This window comes from Tianweitania sediminis (genome assembly GCF_017813335.1).
GTDB lineage: Bacteria > Pseudomonadota > Alphaproteobacteria > Rhizobiales > Rhizobiaceae > Tianweitania > Tianweitania sediminis.
The window spans coordinates 134,529-149,174 of sequence record NZ_JAGIYY010000006.1 but is presented as its reverse complement, the minus strand read 5'-3'; the positions used below and the strand labels follow the sequence as shown (position 1 = coordinate 149,174).

Annotated in this window: 15 protein-coding genes; 13 read left to right on the top strand and 2 right to left on the bottom strand. The window is 61.3% G+C overall.

Features of this window, described 5'->3' with window-relative positions; all coding sequences use genetic code 11:
- The first annotated feature begins 20 nt into the window (after positions 1–20).
- The 10 genes from J5Y06_RS16490 to J5Y06_RS16445 all read left to right on the top strand — a co-directional run bounded on the left by J5Y06_RS16490 (position 21) and on the right by J5Y06_RS16445 (position 9,174).
- On the top strand, positions 21–347 hold the full coding sequence (locus tag J5Y06_RS16490; RefSeq protein ID WP_209336278.1) for an FtsB family cell division protein: 327 nt from the start codon (positions 21–23) through the stop codon (positions 345–347).
- A 175-nt stretch (positions 348–522) separates the two neighbouring features.
- Positions 523–1,581 carry a pyruvate dehydrogenase (acetyl-transferring) E1 component subunit alpha gene (gene pdhA, locus J5Y06_RS16485; protein WP_209336277.1) on the top strand — a complete coding sequence of 353 codons (1,059 nt, stop codon included), beginning with the start codon at positions 523–525 and terminating at the stop codon, positions 1,579–1,581.
- Positions 1,582–1,593: 12 nt separating this feature from the next.
- The gene (locus J5Y06_RS16480; protein ID WP_209336276.1) at positions 1,594–3,063 is read left to right on the top strand and encodes a pyruvate dehydrogenase complex E1 component subunit beta; all 1,470 of its coding nucleotides are present in this window, start codon (positions 1,594–1,596) and stop codon (positions 3,061–3,063) included.
- A 5-nt stretch (positions 3,064–3,068) separates the two neighbouring features.
- Positions 3,069–3,674, top strand: coding sequence for a Uma2 family endonuclease (locus tag J5Y06_RS16475; protein WP_342453443.1), 606 nt, complete (start codon positions 3,069–3,071; stop codon positions 3,672–3,674).
- Positions 3,675–5,099, top strand: a complete 1,425-nt coding sequence (locus tag J5Y06_RS16470) for a pyruvate dehydrogenase complex dihydrolipoamide acetyltransferase (protein WP_209336275.1) — start codon at positions 3,675–3,677, stop codon at positions 5,097–5,099.
- A 3-nt stretch (positions 5,100–5,102) separates the two neighbouring features.
- Entirely contained in the window at positions 5,103–5,741 is a 639-nt protein-coding gene (locus tag J5Y06_RS16465) for an SGNH/GDSL hydrolase family protein (RefSeq protein ID WP_209336274.1), read from the top strand.
- A 10-nt stretch (positions 5,742–5,751) separates the two neighbouring features.
- Positions 5,752–7,218, top strand: a complete 1,467-nt coding sequence (gene lpdA / locus J5Y06_RS16460; protein ID WP_209336273.1) for a dihydrolipoyl dehydrogenase — start codon at positions 5,752–5,754, stop codon at positions 7,216–7,218.
- Between the two features lie 126 nt (positions 7,219–7,344).
- On the top strand, positions 7,345–7,605 hold the full coding sequence (locus J5Y06_RS16455) for a GlsB/YeaQ/YmgE family stress response membrane protein (RefSeq protein ID WP_209336272.1): 261 nt from the start codon (positions 7,345–7,347) through the stop codon (positions 7,603–7,605).
- Positions 7,606–7,741: 136 nt separating this feature from the next.
- Complete coding sequence (lipA, locus tag J5Y06_RS16450) at positions 7,742–8,716, top strand: lipoyl synthase (RefSeq protein ID WP_209336271.1); 975 nt, start codon at positions 7,742–7,744, stop codon at positions 8,714–8,716.
- Complete coding sequence (locus J5Y06_RS16445) at positions 8,716–9,174, top strand: type II toxin-antitoxin system RatA family toxin (RefSeq protein WP_209336270.1); 459 nt, start codon at positions 8,716–8,718, stop codon at positions 9,172–9,174. The genes lipA and J5Y06_RS16445 overlap by 1 nt, the downstream gene beginning before the upstream one ends.
- Here J5Y06_RS16445 and J5Y06_RS16440 read toward each other — a convergent pair.
- Entirely contained in the window at positions 9,171–9,665 is a 495-nt protein-coding gene (locus J5Y06_RS16440) for a CinA family protein (protein WP_209336269.1), read from the bottom strand. The two genes, J5Y06_RS16445 and J5Y06_RS16440, sit on opposite strands and share 4 nt — an antisense overlap.
- A complete protein-coding gene (locus tag J5Y06_RS16435) occupies positions 9,662–10,849 on the bottom strand; it encodes a bifunctional 2-C-methyl-D-erythritol 4-phosphate cytidylyltransferase/2-C-methyl-D-erythritol 2,4-cyclodiphosphate synthase (protein WP_209336268.1) in 1,188 nt (395 codons plus the stop codon). Before J5Y06_RS16435 ends, J5Y06_RS16440 begins: the two co-directional genes overlap by 4 nt.
- A 144-nt stretch (positions 10,850–10,993) precedes the next feature.
- Here J5Y06_RS16435 and dusB point away from each other — a divergent pair, with 144 nt between their 5' ends.
- Genes dusB through ntrC form a run of 3 tightly spaced genes read left to right on the top strand, consistent with a single transcriptional unit; the run spans position 10,994 to position 14,573 of the window.
- Positions 10,994–11,989 (top strand): tRNA dihydrouridine synthase DusB, encoded by a 996-nt coding sequence (gene dusB, locus J5Y06_RS16430; RefSeq protein ID WP_209336267.1) that lies wholly within the window; start codon positions 10,994–10,996, stop codon positions 11,987–11,989.
- The gene (locus J5Y06_RS16425) at positions 11,986–13,116 is read left to right on the top strand and encodes a two-component system sensor histidine kinase NtrB (RefSeq protein WP_209336266.1); all 1,131 of its coding nucleotides are present in this window, start codon (positions 11,986–11,988) and stop codon (positions 13,114–13,116) included. The genes dusB and J5Y06_RS16425 overlap by 4 nt, the downstream gene beginning before the upstream one ends.
- Entirely contained in the window at positions 13,113–14,573 is a 1,461-nt protein-coding gene (ntrC, locus tag J5Y06_RS16420) for a nitrogen regulation protein NR(I) (protein ID WP_209336265.1), read from the top strand. Before J5Y06_RS16425 ends, ntrC begins: the two co-directional genes overlap by 4 nt.
- Positions 14,574–14,646: the final 73 nt, after the last annotated feature.

The window sequence follows — 14,646 nt, the reverse complement described above, 5'->3', positions numbered from 1 at the left end:
AGAGTATCCGGAGCGTGCCAGTGTGGACCCGTCAGCATCGTAGCCGCAATTTGGGCAGGCTTATCCTGCCAAGCGTGACGGCCCTCTTTCTATCCTATTTCGGCTTCCATGCCTGGCATGGTGAGTACGGGATCTATTCCAAGTACACTCTGGAAGAGCGAACGGCGGAGCTGCAAAAACAACTCTCGACCGTCCATCAGCAGCGGGTGGCGCTTGAAACCCGCGTGCGGCTCCTGCAGGACGGCACGCTTCATCGTGATATATTGGATGAGCAGGCGCGGCGCGCGCTCAACCTCGCGCATGCCGACGAATTGGTGATCCTGCGCGCCCCGGCGCAACAACAGTGAACCCGAGCGGCTGATCCGGTTTCCCACACCCTTTTCAACGACTTACGCGCATAGAGCCTATGCATTTTGCACATGGCCCAAGCACGGCGCACATGCTAGCGTCCGTTCGATCAGGGCTTGCAACACGACAAGCCTAGCCCATGTCCGCCAAGAGACAGCCGCCAGGGAGTCGAGCATGGCCACTGCCGCAAAGAAATCGCCGCCGAAAAAGAAGGCTGAAGACGGGGCTCTCGCCGCGCCGTCGGTCGCCAAGCTGACGGCTCCCGCGCCTTCATCCTTCTCCAAGGAGGAAGAAATGGCGGCTTATCGCGGCATGCTTCTGATCCGCCGCTTCGAGGAAAAGGCCGGCCAACTTTACGGCATGGGCTATATTGGCGGCTTCTGCCATCTTTATATCGGGCAGGAAGCGGTGGTCACCGGCATGAAGATGGCCATGGCCGAGGGCGACCAGATGATCACCGCCTACCGTGACCACGGCCATATGCTGGCCATGGACATGAGCCCGCGGGGCGTCATGGCGGAACTGACGGGGCGCCGGGGTGGCTATTCCAAGGGGAAGGGCGGCTCTATGCATATGTTCTCCAAGGAAAAAAACTTCTATGGCGGCCATGGCATCGTTGGCGCCCAGGTTTCGCTCGGAACCGGGCTGGCCTTCGCCAACCGGTATCGCGACAACAAGAATGTTTCCGTGACCTATTTCGGCGACGGCGCGGCGAACCAGGGCCAGGTCTACGAAAGCTTCAACATGGCTTCCTTGTGGAAGCTGCCGGTCATCTATGTGGTTGAAAACAATCGTTATGCCATGGGTACGTCAGTGACGCGGTCTTCGGCTGAAACCGATTTCTCGCAGCGCGGCGTTTCTTTCCGGATCCCCGGCATGCAGGTAGACGGCATGGATGTGCGTGCCGTGAAAGCGGCTGCCGAGATGGCCCTTGAGCATTGCCGTTCAGGCGCCGGCCCCATCATCCTGGAAATGCAGACTTACCGCTATCGCGGCCACTCCATGTCGGATCCAGCGAAATATCGTACAAAGGACGAAGTGCAGAAGATGCGCTCCGAGCATGACCCGATCGAGCAGGTGAAGCAGCGCCTGATCGAGGCAGGCGCCGCGAGCGAGGACGAGTTGAAGGCGATCGACAAGGAAGTGCGCGACATCGTTGCCGACGCTGCGGACTTCGCGCAATCCGATCCGGAGCCGGATGCATCCGAGCTCTATACCGACATTCTTATCTGAGGAGCGTCGGACATGCCGATCGAGATCCTGATGCCTGCCCTGTCGCCGACCATGGAAGAGGGCAACCTCGCCAAATGGCTGAAGAACGAGGGCGACAGTGTTGCGCCGGGCGACGTTATCGCCGAGATCGAAACCGACAAGGCGACGATGGAAGTGGAGGCTGTCGACGAAGGCAAGCTTGGGAAGATCCTCATCCCTGCCGGCAGCGAAGGCGTGAAGGTCAACACGCCGATCGCCCTTCTTCTCCAGGAGGGCGAAAGCACAGCCGACATGGACACGGCGAAGGCGCCGTCCAGCACTGCATCCGATGATGCGGATGCAGCGCCGGTGGCGAAGGTCGCGGAGGGGGACAAGGCAAAGGTCGCTTCTGCTGGTGACAGCGGCGAAAAAGCGCGCGTTTCGCAGGAAGAGCCGACCGCCAAGGCCGACAACGTCAAGGCGCCGGCGGCGCCTCAGGCGCAGGCGATGGCTGACCCAGACATCCCGCAAGGCACGGAAATGGTGTCCACGACGGTGCGCGAAGCGCTGCGTGATGCCATGGCGGAAGAAATGCGGCGCGACCCCAACGTCTTCATCATGGGCGAGGAAGTTGCGGAATATCAGGGCGCCTACAAGATCACGCAAGGCCTGCTTCAGGAGTTTGGCGCACGCCGCGTCGTCGACACACCAATCACTGAGCATGGCTTCGCCGGCGTCGGCGTCGGTGCGGCAATGGCCGGGTTGAAGCCGATCGTGGAGTTCATGACCTTCAACTTCGCCATGCAGGCAATCGACCAGATCGTGAACTCGGCGGCCAAGACCCTCTACATGTCCGGCGGACAGATGGGTGCGCCGATCGTCTTCCGCGGCCCGAACGGTGCCGCAGCGCGCGTGGCGGCCCAGCACAGTCAGGACTATGCGGCGTGGTACAGCCAGATCCCGGGCCTTAAGGTGGTGCAGCCCTATACGGCCGCCGATGCCAAGGGCCTCCTCAAGGCAGCGATACGCGACCCGAACCCGGTCATCTTCCTCGAAAACGAGATCCTTTACGGCCAGTCCTTCGATGTGCCGAAACTCGACGACTTTGTTCTTCCGATCGGCAAGGCGCGTATTCACAAGCAGGGCAGGGATGTCACGCTCGTTTCATTCGGGATTGGCATGACCTATGCCGTGAAAGCCGAAGCGCAGTTGCGCGAGATGGGCATCGATGCGGAGATTATCGATCTCCGCACCATTCGCCCGCTTGATTTCGACACGGTGTTGGCTTCGGTGAAGAAGACGAACCGGCTGGTCACAATCGAAGAAGGATTCCCGCAGAGTTCCGTTGGCGATCACATTGCCAGCCAGGTGATGCAGCGCGCCTTCGACCACCTCGATGCCCCGGTGATCACGATCTGCGGCAAGGATGTGCCGATGCCTTATGCTGCCAATCTTGAGAAGCTCGCTCTGCCGACCGTTGCAGAAGTGGTTGAGGCGGTCAAAGCCGTCACCTATCGGAGCTAAGGATCGTGGCCGGCAAGCAGCCCGCGACCTATGCAGACATCGAGGCGGCGCCAGAGAATCTGGTAGCCGAAATCATCAATGGCGAGTTGATGACGCATCCGCGTCCGTCGCCTCGCCATGGACTTACGGCCAGCGCGCTGGGAGTGGAGCTTGGTGGTCCGTTCCAGAAAGGGGTTGGCGGGCCGGGTGGCTGGGTGTTCGTGACCGAACCAGAGATCAAGTTCGGTAACAACATCCTTGTGCCGGACCTCGCTGCGTGGCGACAGGAACGTTTCATCGTGCCAGAACGCAACTATTTCGAAGTAGCGCCGGATTTCGTTTGCGAGATCCTTTCCGGTTTCACCGAGCGCCGCGACCGCACGATCAAGAAGCGAATCTACGCTGAAGGCGGCGTCTCTTACCTATGGATCATCGATCCGCGCCTGCAGGTGCTTGAAGCCCTCTCACTGCGGGACGGTGCTTGGATCGACGCCGGTGCCTGGAATTCCGACAACATGGTTCGTGCCGCGCCGTTTGACGCCGTAGCTTTTTCGTTGGCCGATCTCTGGCCGATGGACAAGCCGCTTGGCTTCCATGAAGACCCCACGCCCCTTTACGCCGGAGACCGATAGATGCCCATCACCATCACCATGCCGGCACTGTCTCCTACCATGGAAGAAGGCAACCTTGCCAAATGGCTGGTCAAGGAAGGCGACAAGGTTTCATCGGGCGATGTCATTGCCGAGATCGAAACCGACAAGGCGACAATGGAAGTCGAAGCCGTTGACGAGGGCACGGTTGCGAAGCTCGTGGTTCCGGCCGGAACGGAGGGTGTGAAGGTCAACTCGGTAATTGCCATCCTTGCCGCAGAGGGCGAGGACGCCAGCGCTGCTGCTGCTTCTTCTTCGAATACGCCAAACGCCAGCGCGCCTGAAAGGCAGGCGCCGGAGCCAGAACAACCCGCGAAGCCGGAAGAAAACGCCGCCGCAAAGTCCGGCTACGGCGGCAGCGCGACCCCCGTTGATGGCGCGGAGAAGCCGCAAGCGGCGGTTGCCGAGAGGCCGAGCGGCAACAGCACATCGATGGGAGCGGACAACAAGGGCGAGCGCATCTTTGCATCACCGCTGGCGCGCCGTTTGGCCAAGGAAGCAGGCGTCGACCTCAAGCAGGTAACCGGCTCGGGTCCGCGCGGACGCATCGTCAAGGCCGACATTGAAGGTGCACCGAAGGGTGAGGCGCAGAAACCGTCTCCGCAGCCTCAGGCAGGCGCTGCACCAGCGGCGGACGCGCCGCAAGCACCCAAGCCGATGACGGACGATGCGGTCCTGAAGCTGTTCGAGAAGGGTTCCTACGAACTCGTGCCGCATGATGGTATGCGCAAGACCATCGCGCGCCGTCTTGTGGAAGCCAAGTCGACTATCCCGCATTTCTATCTGACGCTCGATTGCGAACTCGACGCGCTGCTTGCTCTACGCAAGCAACTCAACGCCGCATCGCCGATGAAGAAAACGGATGCGGGGGAAGCGCCGCTCTACAAGCTGTCTGTCAACGACATGATTATCAAGGCCATGGCTCTGGCGCTGCGCGACGTGCCTGCGGCGAACGCCTCATGGACGGAAGCGAACATGGTGATGCACAAACACGCAGACGTCGGCGTCGCCGTTTCGATCCCTGGCGGATTGATCACGCCGATCATCCGGCGTGCTGAGGAGAAATCCCTTTCCACCATCTCCAATGAAATGAAGGACCTGGCTTCGCGAGCCCGGTCACGCAAGCTGAAGCCGGAAGAATATCAGGGCGGCACCACGGCCGTTTCCAATCTCGGCATGTTTGGCATCAAGGAGTTTTCCGCGGTGATCAACCCGCCGCACGCGACGATCCTGGCGATCGGTGCCGGTGAAGAGCGCGCTGTGGTCAAGGGCGGAGAGATCAAGATCGCGACCGTGATGAGCGTCACGCTGTCAACGGATCATCGCGCCGTTGATGGCGCGCTTGGTGCCGAACTGATCGGTGCCTTCAAGCGGCACATCGAGCATCCACTCGGCATGCTGGTTTGAAGCATGAAGAGCGTTTTGTGTTACGGCGATTCGCTGACCTGGGGATACGATCCGGAAGGTCGAGTCCGCCACGCCTTTGAGGATCGTTGGCCGAGCGTCTTGCAGGCTGCGTTGGGCGTGCGCGCTACGGTGATCCCGGAAGGATTGAACGGTCGCACGACGGCTCGCGACGATCACCTCGCCGCCGCGGACCGCAACGGTGCGCGGATGCTGCCGTCGGTGCTGTCCACGCATTCGCCGCTCGACCTCGTCATCTTCATGCTCGGCACCAACGACATGAAGCCGTTGATCTGCGGCAAGGCATTCGGCGCCCGGCAAGGCATGGACCGGCTTGTGGAGATCGTGCGCTACCACGCATACCCCTCTGCTGCGGATGCGCCGGATGTCCTGATCGTGGCGCCGCCGGCAATCCGTGAGACGGGGGATCCCGATTATGCAGCGATGTTTGCCGGCAGCATCGACGAGTCGCGGATGCTTGCCAGCCTGTATGCCGATCTCGCGGACCAGACCGGCTGCGGCTTCTTTGATGCCGGTTCCGTTGCGGCGACATCGCCGATCGACGGCATTCATCTCGACGCAGCGAACACACGGGCCATCGGCAAGGGCCTTGAGCCGATCACTCGCATGATGCTCGGCCTGTAAGGAACGCTTCATGAGCGACACGACCTATGACCTGATCATCATCGGCTCCGGCCCGGGCGGCTATGTCGCGGCCGTTCGTGCAGCCCAGCTCGGGCTGAAGACCGCGATTGTCGAGCGCGAGCACCTTGGCGGCATTTGCCTGAACTGGGGCTGCATTCCAACCAAGGCGCTGCTGCGTTCCGCCGAGGTGCTGCATTACGCGCAGCACGCGGACGCTTACGGACTGAAGATCGACGGCCAGGTTTCTGCCGATGTCGACGCCGTGGTCAAGCGGTCGCGCGGCGTGTCGCTGCGGCTGAACGGCGGGGTCGGATTTTTAATGAAGAAAAACAAGGTCGATGTGATTTGGGGCGAAGCCAAGATCACGAAGTCGGCCAAAGGTGAAGCGCCGGGAGAGATCGTCGTCGGCAAGTCGACGAAGAAGCCGATGGAGCCGCAGCCGCCACAGCCGAAGGGCGTTCTGGGCGAGGGCACCTACAAGGCCAGGAACATCATCGTGGCGACCGGCGCGCGGCCGCGCGTGCTGCCCGGCATCGAGCCTGATGGTGAGAAGATCTGGACCTATTTCGAGGCCATGGTTCCGCCATCCATGCCACGATCGCTGATCGTGATGGGGTCCGGGGCCATTGGCATCGAGTTCGCCAGTTTCTACCGCGCCATGGGCGCCGAAGTGACCGTGGTGGAGTTGATGAGCCAGGTCATGCCGGTGGAAGATGCCGAAGTCGCCAAGTTCGCGCAAAAGCAGCTGGAAAAGCAGGGCATCAAGTTCCTGCTCGATGCAAAGGTCGCCAAGGTCGAGAAAGCGGCTGATGGCGTGGTGGCGCATGTCGAAACCAAAGACGGCAAGGTCCAGCAACTAAAAGCCGAGAAGCTAATTTCCGCCGTCGGCGTGCAAGGCAATATCGAGAACCTCGGTTTGGATGCGCTGGGGGTCCAGTTGAACCGCGGCACCATCAAGACTGACGGGAAAGGCTCCACCAATGTGCCGGGACTTCACGCAATCGGGGACGTCGCCGGTGCGCCGATGCTTGCTCACAAGGCTGAGCATGAAGGGGTGATCTGCGTCGAGAAGATCGCCGGAATGACGGGCGTGCATCCGCTCGACCCGATGAAGATCCCCGGCTGCACCTATTGCCAGCCGCAGGTAGCGTCCGTCGGTTTGACCGAGGCGAAGGCCAAGGAAATCGGCCGTGACCTCCGCGTCGGCCGCTTTTCCTTTGCCGCCAACGGCAAAGCCATTGCGCTGGGCGAGGATCAGGGGTTCATCAAGACGATCTTCGACGCCAAGACGGGTGAGTTGCTTGGCGCGCACATGGTTGGCGCTGAAGTCACCGAACTCATCCAGGGCTTCGTCGTCGCGATGAACCTCGAAACCACCGAGGAAGAGCTCATGCACACGATCTTTCCGCATCCGACCCTGTCAGAAATGATGAAGGAAAGCGTGCTGGATGCTTATGGCCGGGCGCTAAATGCCTGATCTTGTCGGTGTCAGCGCACTGTCACGGAACCGAAATAACATCTGCTTCGTTGGACCCTTGGACGGCAAGGGTGCCGGTCCGCGGAAGCGCGCCGCGTATTTCGCGTTGGGGAAAAGGAGCGGGTAATGGAAACGAACGGCGTAGGCTGGCTTGCAGCGATCATCATCGGCGGCATCGCAGGATGGCTGGCTGAAAAAGTCATGAAGAGCGACATGGGCGTCTTCATGAACATCATCCTCGGCATTCTCGGCGCGGTCATCCTGAACGCGATCCTTGCCGCGTTGGACGTCGGCATTCTGGGCGTGGGCTGGATCGCCTACCTAATCACCGGTTTTATCGGCGCCTGCCTGCTGATCTTCATCGCGCGTTTGTTCCGTCGGCGTTAGTCCCGTAGGATTTGCAAGGCTGTCCCCCGCTCGCGTCGGCAAGGTGCGGGCGGGGTTTCCTTTTGTTGTTCGGGAGCCTACATCGGGAGAACACTGGCGCTCGCCGCATGAGCCGCCAAACACCGTGTAGGATGCGATGGTTACCGTTCTCGACACCGTTTCGCGCGCTCGTGTGCGTCATCCGGAAAAGGCTCATCGCCCTGACCAGGAGGTCGCTCGGAAACCCGACTGGATCCGGGTGAAGGCGCCGACATCCAAAGGCTATGCCGAGACCCGCTCGATCGTCAAAGAGCACAAACTCGTCACCGTGTGCGAAGAAGCGGGCTGTCCCAACATCGGAGAATGCTGGGACAAGAAGCACGCCACCTTCATGATCATGGGCGAGATCTGCACCCGGGCCTGCGCGTTCTGCAACGTGTCGACCGGTCGGCCGCTCGCGCTTGACCGTGACGAGCCGCTCAACGTCGCGAAAGCCGTGGCCCAGATGGGGCTCAACCATGTGGTGATCACCTCGGTGGATCGCGACGATCTCCCGGATGGCGGAGCACAGCACTTCGCCGAGGTCATCGGAGCCATACGCAGCGTGGCGCCGGGTACCACGATTGAGATCCTGACGCCCGATTTCCTTCGCAAGGACGGCGCGCTCGAGATCGTCGTTGCCGCCCGTCCAGATGTCTTCAATCACAATCTGGAAACGGTGCCTTCGAACTACCTGACGGTTCGCCCCGGCGCACGCTACTTCCATTCCATCCGCCTGCTGCAGCGGGTGAAGGAACTCGACGCATCCATCTTCACGAAGTCCGGCATCATGGTGGGACTGGGCGAGGAACGGAACGAGGTACTGCAGCTGATGGACGACCTCCGCAGTGCGGATGTCGATTTCATGACGATCGGGCAATATCTTCAGCCAACGAAGAAGCACCATCCGGTGAAGGCGTTTGTCACGCCCGACGAGTTCAAATCCTACGAGACCATCGCTCTTTCGAAGGGTTTTCTTGTTGTGGCAGCCAGCCCGCTGACCCGCTCCTCGCACCACGCCGGTGCGGATTTCGCACGGCTGCAAGCCGCGCGTGCCGCGCAGTTGAAAGCACAGACCCTTACAGCTGCCTGATGCCGCAGTTCACGACCATTCGCAGGGTCCGGCATGCACCGGACAAGATGTTCGCGCTTGTCGCGGACATCGAGCAATATCCGAAGTTCCTGCCGCTGTGCGAGGCGCTGACCGTTCGTTCGCGCCGGGAGCGCGACGGTCTCACCGTGCTCGTTGCTGATATGAGCGTCGGCTACAAGGCCATCCGCGAGACCTTCACCAGCCAGGTTGTCCTGAAGCGCGAAGAGAACGTCATCGACGTGAAATATCTCGACGGACCGTTTCGCTATCTGACGAATCGCTGGGAGTTCCGGCCCACGCCGGAGGGCGGCAGCGAGATTCACTTCTTCATCGATTATGAGTTCAAGAACCGCATCCTGGGCGCGATGATGGGCGCCATGTTCGACCGCGCCTTCCGCATGTTTTCTGAGGCTTTTGAGAAGCGCGCCGATGCCGTTTATGGGACGCCTGCCGCCTAACCCGCGCCGCGCAGTGCGTCGATACCATATTGCAGCGCTGTGCGGACCGTCTCGGCGCGGATGAAGTCCCGGCCATTGTTTTCGAAGATGCGCTTGATGGCGAGCGGCTTGCGGCCGGAAACGGCAATGCCGAACCACACCAGGCCTACTGGCTTGTCCTCCGTGCCACCTTCGGGACCCGCAATTCCGGTCACGGCCAGGGCGATGCCGGCATTTGACCGAAGCAGGGCACCTTCTGCCATTTCGCGGGCTGTTTGCTCCGACACTGCACCGAATTGCGCAATTGTTTCGGCGGCCACGCCGAGCATCTCGGTCTTGGCTTCGTTTGAATAGGTGACGAAGCCACGGTCGACCACGGCTGACGATCCCGGAATGCTGGTCAGGGTGGCGCTGATCAAGCCACCGGTGCAGGATTCTGCAGTGGCAGCCAGAACCTTGCGTTCCCAGCAGGCGGTGAGGAATTGGACCGCGACTTCTTCGTGTTCATTCATTCGGGCACGCTCCCGGGAAAGATGACGCTTGTGGTTGCGATGGCTGCGATGCCCTCCGCACGGCCGACGAAACCAAGTTTCTCATTGGTTGTCGCCTTGATGGAAACGCGCCCGGCATCGATGCCCAGCATCTCCGACATGATCTTCACCATCGCTTCTCGATGCGGACCGATCTTGGGTGCTTCGCAGATTAATGTCACGTCCGCATTTGCGATCCGACCGCCATTCTCCCGCACGAGCCGCGCTGCATGTTCGACAAAGCGCCTGGATGCGGCGCCACGCCATTGTGGATCGCTCGGGGGGAAATGCGTGCCGATGTCGCCGGCCCCGCAGGTGGCCAGCAGTGCGTCTGTCAGGGCGTGCAGCCCGACATCCGCGTCGGAATGTCCGGACAGCTTGCGGTCGTGCGCAATTTCCACCCCGCAAAGGATGACGGCATCTCCGTCTTGGAAAGCGTGAACATCATAACCATTGCCGGTCCGCACATCAGGGAACATCGCGTTTGATCCATATCTTGCTTCAGCCAGAGCGATGTCGCGCGCCCAAGTCAGCTTCGTGTTTTCTGCGGAACCTCGAACCACGCACACGCGCATCCCGGCCCAAGCGGCAATCGCAGCATCATCGGTGAAGGTTTGTCCGCCGGAGGCTGCCGCGCTCCGATGCGCGGCCAGGATCTCGCTGAACCGGAAGCCCTGCGGAGTTTGTGCTGCATGGAGATCATCGCGATGGACGGTTTCCAGCACGTGGCTGTTTTCGCCGATTCGCTTGATTGTGTCCGAAACTGGCATCGCAGGAACCACGGCGGCGGCCTCGTGAAGGGCCTGCAGAACGCGGTCGATCACGTCGCCTTCAAGGAAGGGGCGGGCTGCGTCATGGATCAACACGAGATCCGGAGCGCCGGCCTGAAGATGATCTAGCGCGCGCTGCGTGGATGCCTGTCGGGTCGCGCCGCCCACAACAATCTCGACGCGGGGAAGCAGGTCACCGAGTGCGGCGGTACAAAGCGCCCGATCATCGGCGTGGATTGCTACAACCAGCGGGCCGAACGCCGGGTGACCGGCAAAAGCTTCCACGGACCGCCGCAAAACGGACTTGCTTCCCAAGCTGCGGTACTGCTTGGGTCCATTTCCGTTCCCAGCGCGCTCGCCTCGTCCAGCCGCAAGGATGATTGCCGCGGTTTTCATTCGCTGCAGCCTTTGTCTGCCACAGCCTGTCCCCGCGCGGTGGTCTCGTCTCTCGAACTCCAGCAATGCTCTGCGAGGCCATTGCAGCAACTGCCAAAGCTGTTTATTGAACAAGCAATTGCAATTTGTGCTTGGTTTTTGAGCATGGGCGGGTCCGAGATTCTATTAAGACCCTTGAGTATAGGAACAGTCAGCGTCCGCAACCGTGTGTTCCTGGCGCCGATGTCCGGTATCACCGATCTGCCGATGCGTGAGCGCGCTTATGCTCATGGCGCCGGGCTGGTAGTGGCAGAGATGGTTGCCAGCGGCGAACTGATCAAGGGCAACGAAGAGTCACGACGGCGAGTGCGCCGCGCCGACGCCGGCGTTCACATGGTGCAACTCGCAGGCCGTGACGCAATGGCCATGGCGGAAGCGGCAAGGATTGCCGCGGGCGAGGGCGCCGACGTCATTGATATCAACATGGGCTGCCCAGCCAAGAAGGTCACGGGCGGCTATTGTGGCTCGGCCCTGATGCGCGATCCCGATCATGCCTTGCGCCTAATCGAAGCGGTTGTCGGTGCCGCAGGGGTGCCGGTCACGGTCAAGATGCGCTTGGGTTGGGACGACGACTGCCGCAACGCGCCTTTGCTTGCAGCACGCGCCGAACAGGCGGGCGTCTGCATGGTCACGGTCCACGGCCGCACCCGCTGTCAGTTCTACAAGGGCGCAGCCGATTGGGGCGCCGTGGCGGAGGTCAAAGCGGCGGTGGGCATCCCGGTGGTCGTGAACGGGGATATCCAGACGGCGGAGGACGCGGCACTGGCTTTGGCGCGTTCGGGAGCCGACGCGGTGATGGTCGGTCGCGGGCATTACGGGCGGCCTTGGGCTGCCGGCGAGATCCTGGGCAAGCTGCTCGGACCGACGGATATCGCTTCCTACGTCGTCGAACACTACGAGGACATGCTGTCCCTTTATGGGGTGCAGAGCGGGTTGCGGCAGGCTCGCAAGCATCTGGGTTGGTATCTCGATCGCCACCTGTCGTCGGTGTCACTGGAGGTGCGTGGAGCGATCATGACAAGCGGGGAGCCTGCCGTCGTCATCCAGGCCATCAGGAACGCCTTTGAACGGTCTTCCCCCGCGCTGGAACGCGCGGCATGAACGCGGTCGAACCAATTCCTCCGGACGCTGCAACGGTCGTCCTCAACACGATCCGGCGGCCGATCGTCATGGTCGGCCCCGAAGACCTCATCACCTTTGCCAATGCGGAAGCGGAAGACTTCTTTCGTTCAAGCGCGGCGGCACTGGCAAAGCAAACCCTGGCGAAGCTTCTGCCGTTCGGCAGTCCCTTGCTAACCCTGGTGGGGCAGGTGCGGGAACGAAACGCCCCCGTCAACGAGTATCGGGTCGATGTTTCCAGCCCTCGGCTCGGCTTGGACAAGCTGGTGGATGTTTATGTGGCGCCAGCGCCTGAAATGCCGGGTTCCGTCGTGGTGATGCTCCAGGAGCGATCGATGGCGGACAAGATCGACCGGCAAATGACGCATCGCAGCGCAGCGCGCTCCGTAACGGGCCTGGCTGCAATGCTCGCCCATGAAATCAAGAACCCGTTGTCCGGAATACGAGGTGCGGCGCAACTGCTGGAAACGGCGGTCTCCGACGAGGATCGCTCGCTGACCCGTCTCATCACGGAAGAAACCGACCGTATCGTGTCCCTTGTCGACCGTATGGAGATCTTTTCGGACGAGCGGCCGATTGAGCGTCAGCCCGTCAACATTCACGTCGTGCTCGACCGGGTGAAGGCAATCGCCGCCAACGGGTTTGCGAAGAAGATCAAGATCACGGAGATCTACGACCCGAGCCTGCCGCCGGTTTATGCCAACCGCGACCAGTTGGTGCAGATCTTCCTTAACCTCGTGAAGAATGCCGCCGAAGCGATCGGGCGCCGGGCGAACGGCGAGATCACGCTGACAACCGCCTTTCGGCCGGGCATTCGCGTTACGGCGCCTGGATCGCGCGATCGCGTTTCGCTTCCGCTGGAGTTCTGCGTCATCGACAATGGCCCAGGAGTCTCGGAAGACATCCTGCCGATCCTGTTTGATCCCTTCATCACGACAAAGACCAACGGCTCGGGCCTGGGCCTCGCGCTAGTGGCCAAGCTCGTCGGCGAACATGGCGGCGTAATCGAGTGCGATTCGTCTCCTCGCGGCACGTCCTTCCGCATTCTCATGCCAGCCTGGAAAGATGGCTTTGGCAATCCAGCTTCCGACGGAGAACAGTCTCAATGACAGTAAAGGGCAGCATTCTCGTCGCCGACGACGACGCCGCCATCCGAACCGTGCTGAACCAGGCCTTATCGCGCGTTGGCCACGAGGTGCGGGTCACCTCCAATGCAGCCACGCTTTGGCGATGGGTTTCCGCGGGCGAGGGCGACCTCGTGATCACGGATGTGGTGATGCCGGACGAGAATGCCTTCGACATGCTGCCGCGCATCAAGAAGGCGCGGCCCGAGCTGCCTGTTGTGGTGATGAGCGCACAGAACACGTTCATGACCGCCATCCGCGCATCAGAAACGGGCGCTTACGAATATCTACCCAAGCCCTTCGACCTCACTGAACTCCTGAACATCGTCAACCGTGCGCTTTCCGAACCGAAGCGCCCGCGTGCTGACCGAGACCTCGAAGAGCAGCCTGACTCGATGCCGCTCGTTGGCCGGTCGCCGGCAATGCAAGACATCTACCGTATGCTGGCGCGAATGATGCAGACGGACCTGACCGTGATGATTTCCGGCGAGTCCGGCACAGGCAAGGAACTGGTGGCGCGGGCGCTCCATGAATTTGGCCGGCGCCGCAAGGGACCGTTCGTGGCGATCAACATGGCCGCTATCCCACGCGACCTCATCGAGTCGGAACTCTTCGGGCACGAGAAAGGCGCGTTCACGGGCGCCCAGAACCGCTCGACGGGGCGCTTTGAGCAGGCAGAAGGCGGCACGCTGTTTTTGGACGAAATCGGCGACATGCCGATGGAGGCGCAAACCCGGCTGCTCCGGGTTCTGCAACAGGGCGAATACACGACCGTCGGCGGGCGCACGCCGATTAAGACCGATGTTCGAATCGTCGCGGCTACCAACAAGGACCTCCGAACCCTGATCAATCAGGGGCTGTTTCGGGAGGATCTGTTTTATCGCTTGAATGTCGTGCCGCTCCGCTTGCCGCCCCTTCGCGAGCGCAGCGAAGACATTCCGGATCTCGTCCGGCACTTCTTCAAGCAGGGAGAAGGCGAGGGGCTGCAGCAAAAGCGCATCACGTCGAGCGGCTTCGACTTGATGAAGCGCTTCCCTTGGCCCGGCAATGTGCGCGAACTGGAGAACCTCATTCGGCGGCTCGCAGCACTTTATCCACAAGATGAAATCACCGCCGAGATCATCGAACAGGAGTTGCGCACCCGGGACGCCGTATCAGCCGGAAACGGCACCGGAACACTGCCGGAAAACCTCACTATCGGGCAGGCGGTGGAGGCCTACCTGCAGCGCTATTTTGCAGAGTTCGGCGCGGATCTTCCACCTCCGGGGCTTTACCAGCGCCTTCTGGCCGAAGTGGAGTTTCCCCTGGTGCTCGCATCGATGACCGCGACCCGAGGTAATCAGATCAAAGCTGCCGAGCTCCTCGGGCTGAACCGCAACACGCTGCGCAAGAAGATCCGCGAGCTTGGCGTCAACGTGTATCGCGGCGGCAGCGGGCGGTAACGAGCCGCGCAGACCGGCATCTTTGTTGCAATCTCGCCACATTCTGTTGCATAGATGCAACGGACTCATGAGG

Excerpts from the sequence above, each read along its gene's own strand:
- J5Y06_RS16455 (WP_209336272.1), top strand. The coding sequence starts at position 7,345 with ATGGAAACGAACGGCGTAGGCTGGCTTGCAGCGATCATCATCGGCGGC.
- J5Y06_RS16440 (WP_209336269.1), bottom strand. The coding sequence starts at position 9,665 with ATGAATGAACACGAAGAAGTCGCGGTCCAATTCCTCACCGCCTGCTGG.
- pdhA (WP_209336277.1), top strand. The coding sequence starts at position 523 with ATGGCCACTGCCGCAAAGAAATCGCCGCCGAAAAAGAAGGCTGAAGAC.
- lpdA (WP_209336273.1), top strand. The coding sequence starts at position 5,752 with ATGAGCGACACGACCTATGACCTGATCATCATCGGCTCCGGCCCGGGC.
- dusB (WP_209336267.1), top strand. The coding sequence starts at position 10,994 with ATGGGCGGGTCCGAGATTCTATTAAGACCCTTGAGTATAGGAACAGTC.
- J5Y06_RS16470 (WP_209336275.1), top strand. The coding sequence starts at position 3,675 with ATGCCCATCACCATCACCATGCCGGCACTGTCTCCTACCATGGAAGAA.
- J5Y06_RS16425 (WP_209336266.1), top strand. The coding sequence starts at position 11,986 with ATGAACGCGGTCGAACCAATTCCTCCGGACGCTGCAACGGTCGTCCTC.
- J5Y06_RS16465 (WP_209336274.1), top strand. The coding sequence starts at position 5,103 with ATGAAGAGCGTTTTGTGTTACGGCGATTCGCTGACCTGGGGATACGAT.
- J5Y06_RS16480 (WP_209336276.1), top strand. The coding sequence starts at position 1,594 with ATGCCGATCGAGATCCTGATGCCTGCCCTGTCGCCGACCATGGAAGAG.
- lipA (WP_209336271.1), top strand. The coding sequence starts at position 7,742 with ATGGTTACCGTTCTCGACACCGTTTCGCGCGCTCGTGTGCGTCATCCG.
- ntrC (WP_209336265.1), top strand. The coding sequence starts at position 13,113 with ATGACAGTAAAGGGCAGCATTCTCGTCGCCGACGACGACGCCGCCATC.
- J5Y06_RS16435 (WP_209336268.1), bottom strand. The coding sequence starts at position 10,849 with ATGAAAACCGCGGCAATCATCCTTGCGGCTGGACGAGGCGAGCGCGCT.
- J5Y06_RS16445 (WP_209336270.1), top strand. The coding sequence starts at position 8,716 with ATGCCGCAGTTCACGACCATTCGCAGGGTCCGGCATGCACCGGACAAG.